Source organism: Marinobacter sp. (genome assembly GCF_041595835.1).
Taxonomy (GTDB): domain Bacteria; phylum Pseudomonadota; class Gammaproteobacteria; order Pseudomonadales; family Oleiphilaceae; genus Marinobacter.
The window spans coordinates 1-19,222 of record NZ_JBFHJO010000049.1 but is presented as its reverse complement, the minus strand read 5'-3'; the positions used below and the strand labels follow the sequence as shown (position 1 = coordinate 19,222).

At 52.3% G+C, this 19,222-nt stretch carries 17 protein-coding genes and 1 pseudogene; 6 read left to right on the top strand and 12 right to left on the bottom strand.

The genetic code is table 11. The features are described 5' to 3' along the window. Window positions 1–186: 186 nt before the first annotated feature. The 4 genes from ABYA77_RS12830 to ABYA77_RS12815 all read right to left on the bottom strand — a co-directional run bounded on the left by ABYA77_RS12830 (window position 187) and on the right by ABYA77_RS12815 (window position 3,438). On the bottom strand, window positions 187–822 hold the full coding sequence (locus ABYA77_RS12830) for a response regulator transcription factor (protein WP_372966366.1): 636 nt from the start codon (window positions 820–822) through the stop codon (window positions 187–189). A 6-nt stretch (window positions 823–828) separates the two neighbouring features. Further along, window positions 829–2,349 (bottom strand): ATP-binding protein, encoded by a 1,521-nt coding sequence (locus ABYA77_RS12825; RefSeq protein ID WP_372966365.1) that lies wholly within the window; start codon window positions 2,347–2,349, stop codon window positions 829–831. 97 nt (window positions 2,350–2,446) lie between these two features. Beyond that, complete coding sequence (locus ABYA77_RS12820) at window positions 2,447–2,992, bottom strand: hydrolase (RefSeq protein ID WP_372966364.1); 546 nt, start codon at window positions 2,990–2,992, stop codon at window positions 2,447–2,449. A gap of 14 nt (window positions 2,993–3,006) precedes the next feature. Beyond that, window positions 3,007–3,438, bottom strand: a complete 432-nt coding sequence (locus ABYA77_RS12815; RefSeq protein WP_372966363.1) for a MaoC family dehydratase — start codon at window positions 3,436–3,438, stop codon at window positions 3,007–3,009. A gap of 150 nt (window positions 3,439–3,588) precedes the next feature. Between ABYA77_RS12815 and ABYA77_RS12810 the strand changes: the two genes are divergently transcribed. From ABYA77_RS12810 to ABYA77_RS12795, 4 genes are read left to right on the top strand one after another with little or no spacing between them, the layout of a single operon-like run. Continuing rightward, window positions 3,589–4,956, top strand: a complete 1,368-nt coding sequence (locus ABYA77_RS12810; RefSeq protein WP_372966362.1) for a malonyl-CoA decarboxylase — start codon at window positions 3,589–3,591, stop codon at window positions 4,954–4,956. Window positions 4,957–4,985: 29 nt separating this feature from the next. Next, on the top strand, window positions 4,986–5,729 hold the full coding sequence (gene phbB / locus ABYA77_RS12805; protein ID WP_372966361.1) for an acetoacetyl-CoA reductase: 744 nt from the start codon (window positions 4,986–4,988) through the stop codon (window positions 5,727–5,729). Between the two features lie 11 nt (window positions 5,730–5,740). After that, complete coding sequence (locus tag ABYA77_RS12800; protein ID WP_372966360.1) at window positions 5,741–7,519, top strand: acyl-CoA dehydrogenase; 1,779 nt, start codon at window positions 5,741–5,743, stop codon at window positions 7,517–7,519. 23 nt (window positions 7,520–7,542) lie between these two features. Further along, window positions 7,543–8,964: an NAD-dependent succinate-semialdehyde dehydrogenase gene (locus ABYA77_RS12795; protein ID WP_372966359.1), complete on the top strand. Its 1,422-nt coding sequence runs from the start codon at window positions 7,543–7,545 to the stop codon at window positions 8,962–8,964. A 110-nt stretch (window positions 8,965–9,074) separates the two neighbouring features. On the opposite strand, the gene ABYA77_RS12790 is transcribed toward ABYA77_RS12795, so the two are convergent. From ABYA77_RS12790 to rlmE, 3 genes are all read right to left on the bottom strand, one after another. Beyond that, window positions 9,075–10,700 (bottom strand): AMP-binding protein, encoded by a 1,626-nt coding sequence (locus ABYA77_RS12790; protein WP_372966358.1) that lies wholly within the window; start codon window positions 10,698–10,700, stop codon window positions 9,075–9,077. 44 nt (window positions 10,701–10,744) lie between these two features. Further along, on the bottom strand, window positions 10,745–12,151 hold the full coding sequence (locus ABYA77_RS12785) for a hypothetical protein (protein ID WP_372966357.1): 1,407 nt from the start codon (window positions 12,149–12,151) through the stop codon (window positions 10,745–10,747). Between the two features lie 365 nt (window positions 12,152–12,516). Further along, window positions 12,517–13,140, bottom strand: a complete 624-nt coding sequence (rlmE, locus tag ABYA77_RS12780; RefSeq protein WP_372966356.1) for a 23S rRNA (uridine(2552)-2'-O)-methyltransferase RlmE — start codon at window positions 13,138–13,140, stop codon at window positions 12,517–12,519. Window positions 13,141–13,301: 161 nt separating this feature from the next. Here rlmE and ABYA77_RS12775 point away from each other — a divergent pair, with 161 nt between their 5' ends. Beyond that, the gene (locus tag ABYA77_RS12775; protein ID WP_372966355.1) at window positions 13,302–14,951 is read left to right on the top strand and encodes an FAD-dependent protein; all 1,650 of its coding nucleotides are present in this window, start codon (window positions 13,302–13,304) and stop codon (window positions 14,949–14,951) included. Continuing rightward, the gene (locus ABYA77_RS12770) at window positions 14,948–15,676 is read left to right on the top strand and encodes a TrmH family RNA methyltransferase (protein ID WP_372966354.1); all 729 of its coding nucleotides are present in this window, start codon (window positions 14,948–14,950) and stop codon (window positions 15,674–15,676) included. Before ABYA77_RS12775 ends, ABYA77_RS12770 begins: the two co-directional genes overlap by 4 nt. A gap of 31 nt (window positions 15,677–15,707) precedes the next feature. Here the strand turns inward: ABYA77_RS12770 and ABYA77_RS12765 are convergent, their stop codons facing one another. The 5 genes and pseudogenes from ABYA77_RS12765 to ABYA77_RS12745 form a co-directional block, all read right to left on the bottom strand. Beyond that, window positions 15,708–15,998 (bottom strand): YebG family protein, encoded by a 291-nt coding sequence (locus ABYA77_RS12765; RefSeq protein WP_372966353.1) that lies wholly within the window; start codon window positions 15,996–15,998, stop codon window positions 15,708–15,710. A 214-nt stretch (window positions 15,999–16,212) separates the two neighbouring features. After that, window positions 16,213–17,166, bottom strand: coding sequence for a ketopantoate reductase family protein (locus ABYA77_RS12760; protein ID WP_372966352.1), 954 nt, complete (start codon window positions 17,164–17,166; stop codon window positions 16,213–16,215). Window positions 17,167–17,262: 96 nt separating this feature from the next. Further along, window positions 17,263–17,889: a peroxiredoxin gene (locus ABYA77_RS12755; RefSeq protein WP_372966351.1), complete on the bottom strand. Its 627-nt coding sequence runs from the start codon at window positions 17,887–17,889 to the stop codon at window positions 17,263–17,265. 137 nt (window positions 17,890–18,026) lie between these two features. Next, complete coding sequence (locus ABYA77_RS12750; protein ID WP_372966350.1) at window positions 18,027–18,629, bottom strand: cytochrome b/b6 domain-containing protein; 603 nt, start codon at window positions 18,627–18,629, stop codon at window positions 18,027–18,029. Then, a pseudogene (locus ABYA77_RS12745) lies at window positions 18,626–19,222 on the bottom strand (cytochrome C); the annotation flags it as partial. The gene ABYA77_RS12750 and the pseudogene ABYA77_RS12745, both read right to left, overlap by 4 nt.

The following is a 19,222-nucleotide window of genomic DNA, read 5'->3' as shown; positions in this document are numbered from 1 at the left end:
TTCTTTTCAGTTAGAAACATCACAGCACTCTCAGAAAGGATCCCATGGCTTTTTTATATTCGGGCTTCCGCCAAACATTGATTATTATCTATTTTAACGACATGTCGATGATAAACTTGAAGACTTGGATCAAGTTTCAGATAAACCTGACAATAAAGAAAAGGTGGGGTGAGAGAAGGTTACAGATTACTGCGCGATACCCTGAACAAGCCCAAGAGCTACGGCCACTTGCACCAATTCGGCAAACGAATTCACCTTCATTTTTGCCGTCATGTTGGCCCGGTGTCCTTCAACTGTCTTTCTGTTGATGCCAAGTTCGTCTGCGGCTTCCTGATTGGAGAGACCTCTAACTATCAGTTCCAGAACCTGCCGCTCTCTCCGGGTCAAGCTGTCGTAACGCTCCCGGATACGAGACTGGGAGCGACGCTGTGCAAATCGGGTCCGGTCTTTTTCCAGAGCATTGTGGACGTGATCAATCAGCACCTGGTCATCAAATGGTTTTTCGATAAAGGTGATGGCACCCTGGGTCAGCGCGGTCACAGCCATATCCACATTGCCATGAGCAGAAATCATAATCACCGGCAGTTCGATATTGTACTCAGGCAGCTTTTTCTGAGCATTAATGCCACTGAGCCCCGGCATCCGCACATCCATCACAATACAACCACTGGCATTCGTATCAAACCCCTCGAAAAAAGCCAGGGCATCTTCGTAGGTCTGCACCTTGAGGCCAACAGACTCAAGCAACCACTTCAAAGAATCTCTAACATCCGTGTCGTCATCAATAACGAAAACTGTTTGTGTATCGTTTATAGCGGTCATGGGTGATCAGTCAGTAGTATTGAGAGTAAATGAAAAGCGAGCCCCACCTGCAGGGATGTTTTCTGCCCAGAGTTCACCCCCAAGATTCTCTACCAATGAACGGCTGATGGCCAGCCCCATTCCAAGCCCGGTTTCTTTGGTTGAAAAGAAACGATCAAAAAGACGCGACATATCTTCTTCCGAAATACCCTTGCCATCATCTTCCACCTCAACACGCAACTGCCCGGTTTCATGAGGAAGGACATTGATTCGCACGGTAGTTACATCTTCATCGTCTGTTGATGCACTGGCTTCAATAGCGTTCACGATCAGATTCAACAACACCTGCTCCAGCTGAATTTTGTCTCCCCTGACAGCGGGTAAGTCGGAAGGCGGTTCAAACACTATGCGTACATTAAGCCGTTCCGCCATATTCTCGCAGAAATCGATCATCTCGCTGATCAGTTCCGGTAAATTGAGGCGAGTAATCACCGGCTCCTGCTTGCGGGTAAAATCCATCATCCGATGAATAATCTCTCCGGCCCTCAACGCCGTCCGAATGCTGCGGGTAATGGGCAGCTCCACATCGCCCCAGGACAGGGTGGGTTTGTCCGCAAACCGGCGTTCGATCCCCCGGAGGTAATTCACCATCGCAGAAAGTGGCTGATTCAGCTCGTGAGCCAGGCTTGACGCCAGTTCCCCCATGGTTACCAGCCGGCTGGCGTGGTCAATATCCGCCTGATACTGTTTGAGTTGCTCTTCGGCCGCCTTTTTTTCCGTCAGGTCATGGGCAACTAAAGAGAAATACTCGATATCCCCGTGCAACGACCGGTGAGCCAGCAATTCAAGCATGACGGGTATGCGGGCAGATTTCAGGCTGCGCATGGTCAGCTCGCCACGCCAATTCCCCTTTTTTCTCGCTGCGGGAAAGCCCTCGTCCATCAAGGTCGCCAGGCCTTTTTCGGTCACAAACCAGGACAAAGGGAAAGCACTGTAATCCGTATGCTCCAACTCAAGGGCTTTTCGGGCAGCTTCATTCAGGTGGGAAACGGTAAAGTCCAGGTTCGCGAAGATCACCAGATCTTGAGTACTTTCCAGTACTCGCGCCAACCGGCGGCTTGCTTTATCAGCCTTGATTCTATGAGTGGCATCCCGGGAAACCACGAGAATTTCCCGGATATCGTTGGTGTCCGGGTCCCGAATGGTTCGGCTGGTGCTTTCCAGCCAGGTGTAATGACCATCTTTGCAGCGAAAACGATAGGTGTGAGTGTACAGTCCCCGATCATAATTCACTGTAGGCGCCCGCAACCGGAAATCTTCTACATCGTCCGGGTGGTAAAGATCGTACGCCGAAAGACCAACCATCTCTTCAACAGTGTATCCAAGCAAGTGTGTCACAGCAGGCGATACATAAATAAACCGCCAATCTTCCGGTGTATGGCGGGAGATCATGTCGGTGGATTGTTCGGCCATTTCCGCCAGCAGGCGGTTGCGCTCGGCGTCGTCGGTCAGGGCGGTCAGCCCCTCTTCCGGAGTGCGGTTTTTCATGAGTAGAGGTTCTCGGAACTCGGGTTACCTGGCAGCCCCCTGTTCTGGCTGTCTCCGGGGCCCCTGACCATAAGGTACCGGGGCCCCGCGACTTATACTAGCGCAGGAACTCTTTACTGAAGGCCTTGAATTGAGCCACATCAGAACGTCGCAACCATTCAAATCCGACCATTTCTTTAGTGACAATTCTTGCCCCGGCCTGCTCCATCCGGCGTAGCGCTACTTCAGTGTCGTAAGAATTGCGTGCGGAAATGGCATCCGCTACCACAAAAACCTCCAACCCTTTCTCCAGTAGCCTGATCGCCGATTGCATTACGCAAGCTTGAGACTCCATGCCGCACAGAACAACCTGTTTGCGGCCATGTGCCTGAAATGCTTTTTCAAAACCCGGATCGTCAATGCACGCAAAGAAGGTTTTGCCGTAAATATTGGCCGGCCCTACCAGTTCGCGTAAGCCGTCTTCCGTATGACCCAGACCATCCGGATACTGCTCAGACCCAATCACCGGCACATTCATCAGTCCGGCCAGGCGAACCAGCCAGCTGCAGTTATTTACCAGTTTCTCGTTTTCATGCACACCACCTAACAGCCGGGCCTGCACATCGATCACGGCAACAATGCAATTCTCTTGATCCATTAACATAACTGTCTCCAGACTTACGCCGGGCGGCGGTCAACCATGTTGGTAGCCACGCCTTCCGCAACAACGGTATCACCCACCTTACAGATGGTTTCCAGCTTTACCCGGCGGCGTTCTTCATTGATCTCAATAACTTTGGCAGACGCAACCACCGTGTCACCAATATGGACCGGCGCTTTAAACTTGATCTGCTGATCAATGTAGATAGCACCAGGTCCGGGCAGACGTGTACCCAGTACGGCAGAAACCAAAGCGGCACTGAACATACCGTGTACGATCCGCTCTTTAAAAGGCGTGGTCTTCGCATACTCGGCATTAATGTGCACAGGGTTGTCATCACCACTGATGCCGGCAAACAAGACAACGTCTGCCTCAGTGATGGTCTTGGCGTAGAACGCCTCCATTCCAACTTCCAGGTCTTCCAGGTAGTAACCATGTAGTTCTTGCATTGCATTTTCCTTTTGTTGATCCATACGCTGACTACATTACTGGTTTATATCCATCAAACCAAGTACTTTTACTTGGTTTTTTTAAAATGCTCTGGTAGCCTGCGTTCATCAACAAAGACAACACCGCTTTGTACATAGGGAGTCGCGGTTATGCAGAGACAACCCGTAAGCATTTTTGAAAGAGCCTTTAAGAAATTGGTTCCGGGCGGACTGGAATCCGTAGGCCGTCGCGGTTCAGACATCATGAATATCGCAGAAGACCTCCCGGAGACTGATGTCGCTATTGTTAAAGAGTGGATAGACGATTGCCTTGCCGAGAACGGTGGCCAGGTAGAAGCCCGTAATCGCGCAGCCTTGCTTGGCCGCGCCTACCTGAAGCTATCCACTACGGGAAGAACCCGCTTTCTGGGCCTGCTTGCAGAGCACTATGGTGTAAATGAAGCCAGCGTAGAGAGCGCCATCGATCAATGGCATAACGCTAAGGCCAGCGAGAAAACCCAGGCTGCCCAGTCTTTACGCAAAGCCTTGATTCCCAGCCGCACAGCACTTCTAAAGCAGTTCAACGGTGTGCCTTCCGGGGTCAAGTTTCTGGTGGATATGCGCGAAGAGCTGCTTCGTCTTTGCAAAGATTATCCCGAACTGAAGCCACTGGAAACCGATCTTCGCGACTTGCTCGCCACATGGTTCGACATCGGCCTGCTACAACTGGAAGAGATCAGCTGGAATTCCAGCGGCGCCATGCTTGAAAAACTGATTGCCTATGAAGCCGTGCACGCGATCAAGAGTTGGAGTGACCTGAAGAACCGACTCGATTTCGATCGCCGCTGTTTCGCTTTCATTCATCCGAACATGCCCGACGAACCACTGATTTTCGTCGAAGTGGCCCTGGTAAATGGCCTGGCAGACAACGTTCAGAAACTGCTGGATGAACATGCCCCGACTCAGGACATCGACAAAGCCGACACCGCTATTTTTTATTCGATTTCCAATGCCCAGCAAGGCTTGGCCGGCATTAGCTTCGGTAACTTCCTGATCAAGCAAGTGGTCAGCAAGCTGCAGGTAGAATTCCCTCAGCTGAAACAGTTCGCCACGCTGTCCCCCATTCCGGGCTTCCGTCGCTGGCTGGAAAACACACCGGCAGATCAGTTGATCCAGCTGCCAGGTGGCGAACAATGGCTCAGCTCGCCACCACCGCGTGATCCGGTGCGGGCAAGCCAGGTGGATACCACCGGAACCCAGCAGGAAGCCATCATGAAGCTGGCCGCAGCCTATCTGAGTTCAACCAAGCCCGGCACGTCCCGCGCAAACGACCCTGTCGGGCATTTCCACCTGAGCAACGGCGCCCAGATTGCCCGGCTCAACTGGATGGCAGACACCTCCGAAAAGGGCCTCAGGCAATCCGCAGGGCTGATGGTCAACTATCTATACGAGCTCCCCAAAATTGTTGACCGAAGTAACCAGTACACCTCACAGGGAATCATTTCCCAGTCGTCCTATATCAAGAAACTCTTGAAATAAACAAACCGTAAAAAAGAAAGGAGAACACCATGACAAATCGTATCGCAGTTGTTACCGGAGCAACCGGTGGTCTGGGTACCGCTATGTGTAAAGCGCTGGCCGCTCAGGGCCGTAAAGTAGTAGGCACCCACCTGCCTGGCGAAGAAGCACAAGCCAAAGAGTGGCAAGCCGGCCTGCAGCAAGAAGGCATTGAAGCCGCCGTTTATCCTCTGGACGTCACCGACTTTGATGGCTGCAAAGCTTTTGTTGCTGCTGTTGAGCAAGACCTGGGACCTATCGATATTCTGGTTAACAATGCAGGCATTACGAACGACGCACCTCTGAAGAGAATGCAACCAGAACAATGGAACCAGGTCATCAACGTGAACCTGACATCCATGTTCAACATGTGTCAGCAAGTATTCGAAAAGATGTGTGAGCGCGGTTTTGGCCGTATCGTGAACATTTCCTCCCTGAACGGCGAGAAAGGCCAGTTCGGCCAGTGTAACTATGCGGCCACGAAAGCCGGCATCTATGGTTTCACTAAATCGATTGCTCAGGAAGGTGCCCGTAAAGGTGTAACCGCCAACTCCGTATCCCCCGGCTATATCGACACTCCAATGGTTCGTCAGGTACCTGAAAAAGTACTGAACAACATTGTTGCGGGTATTCCGGTAGGCCACCTTGGCAAGCCTGAAGACATCGCCAGAGCCGTCGCTTACCTGACAGCTGATGAAGCCAGCTTCGTGACCGGCACTAACATGTCGGTTAACGGCGGCCAATACATGGCCTAAGGGAGTAAACCATGACAGAGTTCAGAGCACCCACCCGTGAGATGGCATTTACCCTGCAGCAAGTCGCTGGATTTTCCGACATGGCAAAAGCCTGCGGCTATGAAGATGCCTCCGAGGATGTCGTTTCAGCCATTCTTGAAGAAGCTGCACGCTTTGCCGGTTCAGTCATCGCCCCAACCAACGTTACCGGCGATCAAACCGGCGTGCGTCTGGATAGTGACCACAACGTGGTCACGCCAGCAGGCTTCAAAGCAGCTTACCAGCAATACGCAGAGAGTGGCTGGGCCAGCCTGCAGTTTGACCCGGAGTTTGGGGGTCAGGGCCTGCCTTTCTCGCTGGCCATTCCGGTTCAGGAGATGTGGCATGCTGCCAACATGGCGTGGGGGCTCTGTCCTTTGTTATCTCAAGGCGCCGTAGAGGCGCTTTCCGAGAACGCCAGCGATGTGCTGAAAAAGCAGTTCCTGCCAAAAATGATTTCCGGGCAATGGACCGGGACCATGAACCTGACCGAACCACAGTCCGGTTCGGATTTGTCAGGCATTCGCACACAGGCCCGTCCGGATGGCGATGTCTACCGGATCAAAGGTCAAAAGATCTTCATCACCTGGGGTGAGCACGACATGGCGGAGAACATCATCCACCTGGTGCTTGCCCGCTTGTCGGATGCCCCTCCCGGCGTCAAAGGTATATCACTGTTTGCTGTACCTAAATACTTGCCAGATGCGTCCGGAGAACCGGGGGAAAGGAACGACTGCCATGCAGTCTCACTGGAACACAAGCTAGGCATCCACGCCAGCCCTACCTGTGTCATGAGTTATGGCGATAATGAGGGCGCCATCGGTTATCTGGTGGGCGAAGAGAATCGCGGCCTGGCCTGCATGTTCACCATGATGAACAATGCACGGCTGACGGTTGGCCTTCAGGGTGTTTCCATTTCTGAGCGCGCTTACCAACAGGCACGGGAGTACACCTTCGAGCGAACTCAAGGCACGGCTCCCGGCCAACAGGGCGTTTCCCCTATCATCAAGCACCCGGACGTCCGCCGCATGCTGATGATTATGAAAACCTTAACCGAGGCCGCTCGCGGGCTCGCCTACACCGGCTGCGTAGCCGTTGATTACGCCAAAGCAGATAACCTGCCAGACGACATCAGAAACCGCTACAAGCGCCGGGCCGACCTGTTGACACCGCTGGTTAAAGGCTGGTGTACAGAAATCGCACAGGAAGTCACGTCTCTGGGCATTCAATGTCACGGCGGCATGGGCTTCATTGAGGAAACCGGCGCGGCACAGCACTATCGTGACGCCCGTATTCTTCCCATATACGAAGGCACCAATGGCATTCAGGCCCTTGACCTGATTGGCCGGAAAACGGTTCGTGACAAGGGCCAGGCAATGGCCGAGCTGATTGATGATATGCGCCCGCTCACCGGGCCACTACAAAGCAGTTCGGTGCTCACAGCTGAGCGCCAGGCCAGATTTGACCAGGCGGTAGCCTTCCTTGAAGATGCCACCAGAATGATTCTGGAGCGCGGCGATGATGACCAGTTTACCGGGGCTGTTGCCTTCGACTACCTGATGCTGAGTTCTACCGTGACTGCAGGCTGGCTGATGCTGAAAGCCGCTACCGCAGCTGCGAATGCGCCGGCTGACCAGAGTTCATTCGCAGCCAGTAAACTGGCCACCACAAACTTTTTCATTGATCACATCCTGCCTCGCTGCTCTGCGCACCTGAGCTCGATGCGATCCGGAGACGACGCCATTATGGCGCTGTCGGAAACAGAGTTTTAATAACAACCAAGAGGTATCGCCTCATGTATATTAACGGAGAATGGTTAACCGGGCGCGCTGAGTTCCCGGTAACCAACCCTGCCACAGGTGAAGTCATCGGTCAGGTGTCCGACTGTACAGACCAGGATATTGAGGCGGCCATTACGGCCGCCGATTGTGCTTTTAAAGAATGGAAAAAAACCACGGCGTATCACCGCTCCCAATTGCTCTACCGGGCCTGGGAACTGATGATCCGGCAAAAGCGCGAACTGGCTGAACTGATGACCCGCGAACAGGGCAAACCCCTGAAAGCGTCCCTCAATGAAGTTCAGTACGGCGCAGATTTCCTGCTGTGGTTTGCTGAAGAAGCCAAACGTGTATACGGGCAAAGTATTCCTTCCGCCCGTGAAAACCAACGTTTTTTGGTACAGAAGTCACCTGTTGGCGTGGTCGGCGCGATTACGCCCTGGAACTACCCGATTTCCATGATTACCCGCAAGCTCGCACCCGCACTGGCGGCAGGCTGCACGGTGATCCTGAAACCGGCTGAAAGCACTCCCCTGTGCGCAAAAGCCATGATAGAGATCTTCGCCGAAGCAGGTTTTCCGGCTGGAGTGATTAACATGCTGACCGTGCAGGATCCATCCCGGGTAGGCGATGCATTTTGTACCGACCCGAGGGTTCGCAAGCTAACCTTCACAGGCTCGACTCCTGTCGGTAAAAAACTGAACGGCCTGGCCGCCGCTAACATGAAGCGTGTCTCTATGGAGCTCGGTGGCCATGCACCGGCCATCGTCTTCCCTGATGCCGATCCGGTACATGCCGCCAAAGGCCTGTCTCTGGTTAAGTTCCTGAACACTGGCCAGGCGTGTATCAGCCCAAACCGTATTTTCGTGCACGAAGATCACCTTGAACCGTTCATTAAAGAACTCACCAGCCGCGCGAGTCGCCTGTTGGCCGGTAACGGTATGACCGAAGGCGTGGGCATTGGGCCGCTGATCAACGAGCAAGCTATCCAGAAGGTTGATAGCCAGGTTAAAGACGCCGTCGCCAAAGGCGCAAAGGTGGAGACCGGTGGCCTGCGATTGATGGATAACGGCCTGTCAGACGGTTACTTCTACGCCCCAACCGTGCTCTCAGGTGTAACACCTGATATGAAAATCTATCGGGAGGAGACTTTTGGTCCGGTTGCTCCGGTCATCACCTATCGTTCAGAAGATGACGTCATCGCTATGGCCAACGACACCGAGTATGGCTTGGCAGCCTATATCTACAGCAACAACATGACCACCGCCATGCGGGCGTTTGAAGCTCTGGATTTCGGCATTATTGGCATTAACGACATCAACCCGACCAGTGCTGCAGCCCCCTTTGGCGGCATGAAGAACAGCGGCCTGGGCCGGGAAGGTGCTCAGGAAGGCATTGAGGAATACCTGGAAACAAAGTTGGGTGGCTTCGCTATCTGATTTGTCTATTTGCCCCTTACCCGGCTATCAGCCGGGTTTTTTATGGGCATAAAAAAAGCCCCCGGCCTTGGCCGGGGGAATAAAGCTACAGCTAGACAACAAGTCCGCATCTAAGCTGTAAGCTGACTCCTTAACACATGCTTCTGGAGTTTTCCGGTCGATGTTTTCGGTAAGTCATCCGCGAAAACAATTTTCTTGGGGACTTTGAAACCAGCAAGGTTGGCCCGGCAGTAAGCAATAATATCGGCTTCTGTCAGGTCTTCTGCCCCAGCTTTAAGGGTAATAAACGCACAGGGAATCTCGCCCCAGTGATCGTCTGGTGCAGCAACGACTGCCGCTTCCAGCACTGCGGGATGATCATAAAGCGTACTTTCAACTTCCAGGGTCGAAATATTCTCTCCACCAGAAATAATGATGTCTTTAGAGCGATCTTTTATTTCCACATAACCATCACTGTGCCATACCCCTAAATCACCGGTATGGAACCAACCACCATTAAACGCTTTAGCAGTTTCTTCCGGATTATTGAGATAACCCTTCATCACGGAGTTTCCACGAACAAACAGCTCGCCAATCGCCATGCCGTTTTTAGGTACAGGTTCAAGCGTTACCGGATCGGCCACCATCATATCTGTCATAGACAATGACAAAATTCCCTGGCGCGCCATCTTCGCTGCCTTGTTCTTGGCATCCATGGATTTCCATTCGTCCTGGAATTCACAGATCAAGCTGGGCCCATAGGTTTCCGTCAATCCGTACAGATGAACCACCTGAATACCCATAGCTTCCATGGCTTCAATCGTGGCCGCTGGGGGAGCCGCTCCACCCGTTGCCGCCGTGACATGCTGGCTGAATGGTTTTTTGTGCTCGTCAGGAGCATTGATCATCATGTTCATGACAACAGGTGCAGCACAGAAGTGAGTTACTCCATGCTCTGCCAACGCCTCATAAATCGCCTTCGGTTGCGGCGAGCGCAAACACACATGCGTACCTGCTACGGCGGTGACCGCCCAGGGATAACACCAGCCGTTACAATGGAACATCGGCAGAGTCCACAGGTAAACCGCACCTGCCGGCAAACCAAAACCAATAACATTGCTCATGGCATTCAGATTGGCACCCCGATGGTGGTACACAACCCCTTTAGGGTTGCCGGTAGTACCAGACGTGTAGTTCAGGGCAATAGCCTGCCACTCATCGTCTGGCAGGTCCCATTGAAAATCACCATCACCGGTTTCCAGCAGGGCGTCATACGTCATTTTGCCGATTAGCTCACCGCCGTCGAAATTAGGATCATCGACATCAATAACCGTCGGCTTGGCGTCACAGCCGTCAAGCGCTTCACGGGCACGGTCGCTGTATTCTTTATCGGTAAAGAACACTTTCGCTCGACTGTGATTGAGCATGAAGGTCATGGTCTTTGAATCAAGCCGGGTGTTCTGAGCATTCAATACCGCGCCGATCATTGGCACCGCAAAATGCAACTCCAGCATTTCAGGGATATTCGGCAACAGCGCTGCGACCGTATCCCCTTTACGAACACCAAGTTTCCGCAGAGCGGAGGCCATTTTCAGGCACCGCTCATAGGTTTCAGCCCAATTCCGACGGATGCTTCCGTGGATAACCGCTGTACGCGTTGGATGCGCCAGGGCGGTCCGCTGAATGAAAGTGATCGGTGTCAAAGGCGTATAGTTCGCCTCGACCTTATCGAGCCCAAGCTCAAACATATTTTCCATTGCGTTTACCCTCTTGTTATTCTCTCAGACAAGCTCTGCCGACGTTAACTCCGCTCAGCTACGGCGTCAGCGTCAACTGCGGGCTCATCCTCATGATGGTGTGTCGCCACGTAGACGTCTGCGAACCAGTTTTTCTCCAGGAATACCCACAGAACCAGGCCAATACCAAGCCCCCAGGCTGCGCCTTTAACCGCGAGGACGGAGCCAACAATGACAGCTACACCACGCTCAAGGTTGGTTTGGCGATCCAGCATTTCGATGGCCAGATAACCACACAGATAACCCTGAATCAGCAGAGTCAGTGCCATACCGATATTGAGACCCGGTTTGAACAGGGTCACCACAGGCACCAACACAATGGCAATGGTCATCCCCCAGTAAATACTGGTAGCACCACCCCAGTAGCTGTCCATGGCCGAGCGCGGGTTATTCATATAACGGTTGATGACCAGGGCCTGACCACCCGTCCAGGCAGGTCCAGACAAGCTGATGAATGGTGCAAAAAGACCATGAATGGTATTGCGAATCCCCACGATGATACTGTTACGACGCGGGCTGAAGACCAGCTTCTCGTCTTTACGGGCACTGTCGGCATTTTTGAACAGCGAGTCCATAACCAGAATATCGCCGAAAGCAATAATGTAGGCAGCCAGAGCTAACGGTATAGCATCAATGAAGTATTCCAGAGGCGGCATACCCAGTCCGATCACACTGTAGTCCTGGAGGATGGTGCCCAGCGGAATGGAGGTGAAGCCCCACTCAATAACGGGCATGTCAACCTCACCAATAAGCAGGCCAAATACATAGGCAATCAGGAACGGCACAGCGATGCCATACTGAGCCACAAAGCGGAAGAAACCGTAACGCGCACGCAGCGGCCCAGCGGTTTCAGAAAACAGCATAAAGAAACCGAGAACTGCCCCTGTCAGAATGGTAACTGGCATCGTCCAAACGCGGCCATCAGCAGCGAACTCGCCCATGACTGCAGAAATACCTGCGCCGATAAGAATGCCCGACTTGAGCGACATCGGCATTTTGCGCACCAATGCGTCAGCGCCTTTAAAGACACCCAAACCCAGGAAAATCACAGCGACGGTTAACTGCAATGCAATAAGCGCCAGTATTCTGGGTTCCCCCTCTGGGTAGCCCGTCAAGAACGCGATATACAGTGGAATACCCGCAGTGATCCAACCGGCAACGGTAGGGTCACCAAAGTGCGTATGCACCAGGTAAAGCATGTTATTCAGCAGTACAAAGGCAACCGCAATCTCGAAGGGAATCCCCAACACGGAAGTCATAAGAGCCGTGATACTCAGGGGGACAACGCACAGAATGGCACCCTGCAAAATATCCGGAATTTCTATTTTGTAGTGCACAAAGGGTACGCGTAGTTTTAACGCCCCTAACGCAGACGGCTGCTCACCGCCTGTTGGTCTCTTCTGTAAGGACATTGTTTTTGTTCTCCATCCAACGGAATTTGGGAATGCATAAGCTGAGGATCAACCTCCAGAAGAATACTAGGCATTACCACGGATACAATCAATGGTTTTTACTTGGTTTTGCAGGTATTTTTATTCGAATGTTTTCGGAAAGACGACGCAAAACAAAAACTCATCTTATAATTCAATAAGTTAAGTTCCACGAGCAAATCGTCTAATGGTAAAAACGCAGAGATGAACAGGCAGAAACCGCCTGAACAGGAGAGAACCGGGAACGGTTCAAGGTACGGAACAAGTGCCCTGGAAAGCACTTTAAAGCGGTAAAAATCTCTTCAAAAACACGAAAACATTGTGAGCAATCTTAAGCGCCCAACGCATCAGGCACCCCGAAACCCCTTCGCTACCAGGTACACTTCTCGTGAGCGTGCTCTGGAAGAGTCCGGTTTGCGCACAACGACCTTGTCAAACGCTGCCCGCACAGACTTAACATATTCGTCATAGCCCTCACCGTGGAATACCTTGGCTACAAAGCTGCCTTTTGGCCTGAGAACCTGACACGCCATGTCTAACGCTAACTCAAGCAGATACATGGAGGCCGCCTGATCAGCAGCATTCACGCCACTGATGTTAGGCGCCATATCAGAGATCACAACATCTGCAAGCGCTCCATCGAGAGTAGCCATGATCTGATCAAAGACCGCCTGCTCCGTGAAGTCACCCTGAATAAACTCCACCCCGGCAATGTTATCCATGGGCAGGATATCCGATGCCACAACCCGCCCTTTATGGCCCACCAATTTGGAAGCCACCTGAGACCAGCCACCCGGTGCAGACCCAAGATCAACCACCAGCATGGTGGGCTGAATCAGCCGGTCCTTGTCGTTGATCTCCAGTAACTTATAACTGGCACGGGAACGATAGCCATCCAACTGAGCCTGTTTCACAAAAGGATCGTTAACATGCTCTTCGAGCCAGCGGTTACTGCTTTTTGAACGGGCCATGAGGTGCCTTCTGCTCACTCCGGGAAAACGGCCATTGTACGCCGCCGCCAGCACTACCGCAAAAGCACCAAGGCGCCTGACAAGCAGGCAGTGCAACAGTACAATAAGCCCACTTTTCGAACTGTCATCTGCCGGGCATGGCCCTGCGGCCAGGAACTATCATGATTCGCGTTAATGAACTGGCATTACCCCTTGATCATACCGAGGAAGCGTTGCGCACGGCCATCATGCAGCGCCTGGAACTCAGCGATGCTGAATTACTGAGCTTTACCGTTTTTAAGCGCAGCTACGATGCACGAAAAAAGAACAGCGAAATCAAGTTTGTCTACATCATTGACCTCGCCGTAACAGACGAAGCGGCCGTATTGAAACGCTTCGCAGGAGACCCCCACGTTCGCCCTGCGCCAGATACTGCCTACCACCCTGTTGGTCATGCGCCTGCCGGTTTGTCAGAACGTCCGGTCGTAGTCGGGCTCGGCCCATGCGGGCTGTTCGCAGCCTTGTTGCTTGCGCAGATGGGCTTTCGTCCGATTGTGCTGGAAAGGGGTAAAGATGTACGCCGTCGAACCAAAGATACCTGGGCTCTGTGGCGTAAAAAACAACTGTCACCAGAATCGAACGTACAGTTTGGTGAAGGTGGTGCCGGCCTGTTTTCCGACGGCAAGCTGTACAGTCAGATCAAAGACCCTAAGTTTTACGGCCGCAAGGTCATTGCTGAATTCGTAAAAGCCGGCGCTCCGGAAGAAATTCTCTATGTTAGCAAACCCCACATAGGCACCTTCCGCCTGACCGGTGTGGTATCCCGCATGCGGGAAGAAATTATCGCCTTGGGCGGCGAGATTCGCTTTGAACACAAAGTCACCGATTTGCTGCTTGAAAACGGGCAAGTTCAGGGCGTTGCGTTGGCCAATGGCGAGCACCTGAAGAGTCGCCACGTAGTGATGGCACTGGGCCACAGTGCCCGGGACACGTTCAGAATGCTACACAAGCGGGGAGTATTCCTGGAGGCAAAACCCTTTGCCATTGGTTTTAGGGTTGAACACCCCCAAAGCCTGATCGATCATGCTCGCCTGGGTAAATACGCAGGCCACCCGTCTTTGGGCGCTGCGGATTACAAACTGGTGTATCACGCCAGCAATGGCCGTGCAGTTTATAGCTTCTGCATGTGCCCTGGAGGCACTGTTGTTGCCGCAACTTCTGAGCCTGGGCGAGTGGTTACGAACGGTATGAGTCAGTACTCCCGCAACGAACGTAACGCAAACTCCGCTATTGTCGTCAATATTGAGCCCGAACAGGATTTCCCGGGCGGTCCACTGGCGGGAGTAGAACTTCAGGAAAAACTGGAAGCACACGCCTACGTTCTGGGTGGCAGCGACTACAGCGCACCCGCTCAATTGGTAGGAGACTTTATCGCCGGCAAACCCTCAGAAAAACTTGGTGAAGTAGAGCCTTCCTACAAGCCCGGCATTCGGCTGGGGAACCTTGAGCCCTCACTACCAGATTACGCCATTGAAGCCATCCGTGAGGCCCTTCCTGCTTTCGGGCGACAGATCCGCGGCTTTGATCGTGCCGACGCGTTACTCACCGGTATCGAAACCCGGACATCCTCACCGATCCGTCTTACCCGGGATCGTGAAAGCCTGCAAAGCCTGAATACCCGGGGCCTGTATCCCGCCGGTGAAGGCGCCGGGTATGCTGGAGGCATCCTGTCTGCAGGCGTGGACGGTGTCAAAGTGGCTGAAGCTGTCGCAAAAGCAATGTTGGCTGAGTTTGATAGCGGACAAGAACGCAATACTGGAATCAAACCGTGAAGCTTGATGACGTAAAGAAACTTCATCAGAAAAAATATCGCCAATCACTCGGCCATTTTCTGGTTGAAGGCGAACATCTGGTTTTGGAACTGGAGAAGGCCGTAACAAACAACTCTCACTGGAAGCAGGCTCAGTTGTTTGTCACCAGCGCTTACGAAAGCTGGCACAGTCCGTGGACGAAACAGGTTATCAGTGACCGGCAAATGGCCCAATTGGCAGATACGAAAACGCCCCAAGGCATTCTTGCCGTCGTCCCGCTGCCCACTGACACCCGAAGTCATTCGGTTGAAGGCGAAAAAGTGGTTTATCTACATGAGGTGCAGGACCCGGGTAATCTTGGCACCATCTTGCGCACTCTGGCGTGGTTTGGTGGCATGCGCTGTCTGCTTAGTCCCGGAAGTGTTGATCCCTACAACCCGAAAGTAGTGCGTTCGAGCATGGGCGCCATTTTCCATGTGCCGATTGAAACCGACGTCAGCCTGAACACACTGGCCGGACGCTACCCCGACATTGCCTGTCTGGATATTGGCGGAGATGCCCTCACCCAACCAGACTTCCGGAACCATGATTGCTACCTGTTCGGCAACGAAGCGCGAGGAGTACCAACAGAAGCTCTGGCCAGGCTTAACGCCCATCGCTATACCATTCCCGGCGCCGCTGCAATTGAATCTCTGAACCTGGCCTCAGCCGTTAACATGGCAGTGTATGAACTGAATCGGGGGTAATGTCACTCAAATGCTAACGCCGGCCAGGATCTCAATCTTCCTGTGCCACTTCTTCAGAAACTGAGGTCAGCAGTTCCGGCTTTTTCATTGCCTTGCCGAAAAGGTCTTTATTCTCGGCAATGCTCATTGCACACTTTTCTGCCAGATCTTCTGAAAGACCTTCTACATTCTTCTCCAGCCATAGGGCAACATTCTCTGCAAGTTCCAGAACCTTATCCCGTGCGTCGGCTTCCGCCTTGCTTTGAAAGAGCATGGTATCTGGGTTGCTTAGCGCCATGTCCAGTCCGTCCCGATCAGAAAAGTATAATGATTGCACTGCCATGAGACTTCCTCGCAGTCGTTAGAGGTCTGTATATTTATACAGTATCATAGCACAATAAAGTAATCTCGATAGGAGCCTTTCCAAAATGTTTATCAATATTTGGTTCAAATGAGAATAGACGTATCTTTTACAACGCCAGGGTCAATCAAAGAAGGAAGGGAAAGCGCGTAGGGGGCTGAGTTGTTCGATTCAAAACAATCAATTCTTTCAAGGATTAACGCCGACCATCGCCGTTTCTTAACAAGGCATTCACCGAAAACGTATAAGGCGCTTCTATACCAAGTTTTTCACACCGCCGGAGCACCGCACCGGCAATACTATCCAGCTCAAGCGGACGACCTTTTTCCTGATCGATCAGCATGGACGTTTTAATCGCGTTAAAACTGCTGATCAGCTCAAACATCTCAACGAGATCCTGTTGAGTCAGGTTCACTCCATCGGCTTTGGAAGCTGCTACGGTTTCAGCCATCATGCCGTATACCATCTTCCCGAATTCCGGGTGATGGGTAAGACTTCGAGTATCCAGCCGCGTCAGTGCTGAAAGCGGATTAACCCCGTTATTGATGACCAACTTACGCCAGAGCTCATAACGAATATTGTCAGTAACCGTGGTTGGGATACCGGCTTCATTAAAAGCCGCTTCAAGGCGTTGCAACAAAGGAATTCTGACATCATTCGGCGCTGCGTTGGGCCAGGCACCCATAACAATCTGGGCCACGCCTTCAGCGAAAACCTCTCCCGGCGCAACAATATGGCCGCCGATTCGTACTGCCAGACCACCAACGATTCGTGTCTCACCAACAACCTCAGCGATCAGGGCCTCATTATCCACGCCATTCTGGAGTGACAGAACCGGCACAGATCCTTGTTTCAGCCACTCGCCCAACTCTTTCATTACAGGCTCAGTGGCAGTAGATTTGAGCCCGATAATAATCAAATCAAAATCATCAGGCTGGCAGGCCAGCGTTAACTCCTCATGGTTATAAGCTGGCAGGACACGTTCAAACACGCTGCCTTCATAATTCACTTTCAGCCCATGAGCCTTGATCGCCTCAAGATGTTCGCCACGTGCCGTAAGTACTACGGTGTGACCAGCTTCAGCTAACCGGGCGGCGTAATAACCACCTATACCGCCAGCGCCAATCATCAGAAATCTCAAAGATGCCATGCCTGAATCCCTACTATCCTGACATAAAAAAGGCCCTGACCCAGCGCCCCCAAATGAGGGCAACTCAGGTTCAGGGCCTGATTTTACCCGACTAAATCAGAGTTTAGTCATTCTCAGGTACGGACGCAGCTCCTTCCAGCCTTGTGGAAACAAATCCTTCGCCTTCTCATCAGAGATGGAAGGAGGAATGATGACATCAGCACCTTTACGCCAATCAGCGGGCAGAGCCACATTATTCGCATCAGAAGTCTGCAGGGCGTCAATCACTCGCAAAATCTCGTCAAAGTTACGACCAACCGCCATCGGATAAGTCATGGTCAGACGTACTTTTTTGTCCGGGTCGATGATGAACACGCTACGTACGGCTGCCGTGCTGCTTTCACCCGGGTGAATCATTTCATACAACTGAGCGATTTTATGATCAGGGTCAGCAACAATCGGGAACTGCAGATCACAACTTTGGGTGTCGTTTACATCATCAATCCACTTCAAATGTTCTTCAACAGAATCCGTAGAAAGACCAAGCGGCTTAACATTGCGGGCCGCAAACTCCTGAGACAGCTGGGCAGTACGGCCCATTTCAGTGGTACAAACCGGAGTAAAGTCGGCTGGGTGACTAAAAAAGAACACCCAGGAATCGCCGCTCCACTCATGAAAACTGATCGGGCCTTTGGTGGTCTCTACTTTAAAATCCGGGGCAGTTGAGCCGAGTAAAATAGACATAAATTATCTCCTATCGGGTTTTGCCACCTTCGCGGCACCTTGGTTTACGATTCCAGAATACGGAACCGCTCCTCTAATATCAAAATCAATATAACTATAGATCATTTAGTTTTAAACAATCTCTTCCGGAATGGCACCTATTGATTGTCTTCCAGATCTTCATAACCCGTCACCATCGGTTTGATGTGGCTGGTCAGGGTTTTCCCCATAGTCGTCATGTATACATGAGCAATAACAAACACCAACATGCCAAAAGCCGCCCCCGTGTGCACCATTGCCACGGTTTCCAGTTCCAAAGCTGCGGCCAGGGTTTCCGGCCAGTCGTTGTAAAACAGATACAACAAACCAGACACCCAGATAATCGGCGTAATCACCAATTTAAAGAACAGGTACGCCAGCCGCTGCAGAGGGTTGTGTTTGGCCTTGGAGGTTTTCTTGTAGGGGTGGGACGCGCCGGTGAAGGTTCCAATCAAGTAGTAATGCATGACCGCAAAAAGGCCGTCACGGGTAGGTATATACTGCCGCCACTCCCCGGTTGTGATGTGCCAAAAGATGGCAAACAGCCACAAGACAATTAATGCCCAGGCAGCCAGAGTATGAACTTTAACTGCGGTATCGAACCGCAACCCATCAAAAGTGCCGTGAATCACAAAACCTGAAAAGAGCAAGGTGAAAATCAGCAACGCCTGGCTCCAGTGCCAGAAGCGCTCAAACCGTTTGAACATCAAAACCCGGCTCATTTGCTCTTTCTCCCGCTGAAGACGATTCGTGCCATCACGTGCACTAGCACACCAAACAAGGTCGCAGCGACAACTAACCAGCCCAGCCGATCCAGCCATACGCTATGATTATGGCCAGGCATATAGATCCCCCCCAAACCAGCCAAACGGCTTTCTGCTTTGTGGCAACTGCCACATTTCACAGCCTGATTTGCCGGTGGCACCATATGGGTAATCGGCCAATGCATGGTGGTTTCAATGAAATCAAACTCGCCACTGTAGGGCATGCCGGACATCTCGCTCGCTGCTTTCAGGGATTTCTCCCAGTTATAGTTGCTCCAGAGAGACGAGTCATCAGCACCAAACACGTGGTTGGCCAGTAAGGTCTGGCGTTGGGTATCAAAAGGCTGCTTACCGCGCATGACCTTGAACGGCCAGATGCGGGAACCAGGGTCGTTCGGGCTGCCTTCTACCCGGTTGATCGCCACGGGTGGATGCTCGATATCCAGTTTCTCATCCACCAGGGTGTACTTCACCGTGCCATCAAACCAGGCATATTCCGGCACCACATTTTCCCCATGACGGAAATCCCCTTTTTCACTCAGATAACTGAG

Bases quoted from the DNA above. Each gene is read 5' to 3' on its own strand.
- ABYA77_RS12830 (WP_372966366.1), bottom strand. From the start codon at position 822: ATGACCGCTATAAACGATACACAAACAGTTTTCGTTATTGATGACGAC.
- ABYA77_RS12755 (WP_372966351.1), bottom strand. From the start codon at position 17,889: ATGTCTATTTTACTCGGCTCAACTGCCCCGGATTTTAAAGTAGAGACC.
- ABYA77_RS12820 (WP_372966364.1), bottom strand. From the start codon at position 2,992: ATGTTAATGGATCAAGAGAATTGCATTGTTGCCGTGATCGATGTGCAG.
- ABYA77_RS12750 (WP_372966350.1), bottom strand. From the start codon at position 18,629: ATGAGCCGGGTTTTGATGTTCAAACGGTTTGAGCGCTTCTGGCACTGG.
- phbB (WP_372966361.1), top strand. From the start codon at position 4,986: ATGACAAATCGTATCGCAGTTGTTACCGGAGCAACCGGTGGTCTGGGT.
- ABYA77_RS12765 (WP_372966353.1), bottom strand. From the start codon at position 15,998: ATGGCAGTGCAATCATTATACTTTTCTGATCGGGACGGACTGGACATG.
- rlmE (WP_372966356.1), bottom strand. From the start codon at position 13,140: ATGGCCCGTTCAAAAAGCAGTAACCGCTGGCTCGAAGAGCATGTTAAC.
- ABYA77_RS12795 (WP_372966359.1), top strand. From the start codon at position 7,543: ATGTATATTAACGGAGAATGGTTAACCGGGCGCGCTGAGTTCCCGGTA.
- ABYA77_RS12790 (WP_372966358.1), bottom strand. From the start codon at position 10,700: ATGGAAAATATGTTTGAGCTTGGGCTCGATAAGGTCGAGGCGAACTAT.
- ABYA77_RS12785 (WP_372966357.1), bottom strand. From the start codon at position 12,151: ATGTCCTTACAGAAGAGACCAACAGGCGGTGAGCAGCCGTCTGCGTTA.
- ABYA77_RS12825 (WP_372966365.1), bottom strand. From the start codon at position 2,349: ATGAAAAACCGCACTCCGGAAGAGGGGCTGACCGCCCTGACCGACGAC.
- ABYA77_RS12760 (WP_372966352.1), bottom strand. From the start codon at position 17,166: ATGGCATCTTTGAGATTTCTGATGATTGGCGCTGGCGGTATAGGTGGT.
- ABYA77_RS12815 (WP_372966363.1), bottom strand. From the start codon at position 3,438: ATGCAAGAACTACATGGTTACTACCTGGAAGACCTGGAAGTTGGAATG.
- ABYA77_RS12810 (WP_372966362.1), top strand. From the start codon at position 3,589: ATGCAGAGACAACCCGTAAGCATTTTTGAAAGAGCCTTTAAGAAATTG.
- ABYA77_RS12800 (WP_372966360.1), top strand. From the start codon at position 5,741: ATGACAGAGTTCAGAGCACCCACCCGTGAGATGGCATTTACCCTGCAG.
- ABYA77_RS12775 (WP_372966355.1), top strand. From the start codon at position 13,302: ATGATTCGCGTTAATGAACTGGCATTACCCCTTGATCATACCGAGGAA.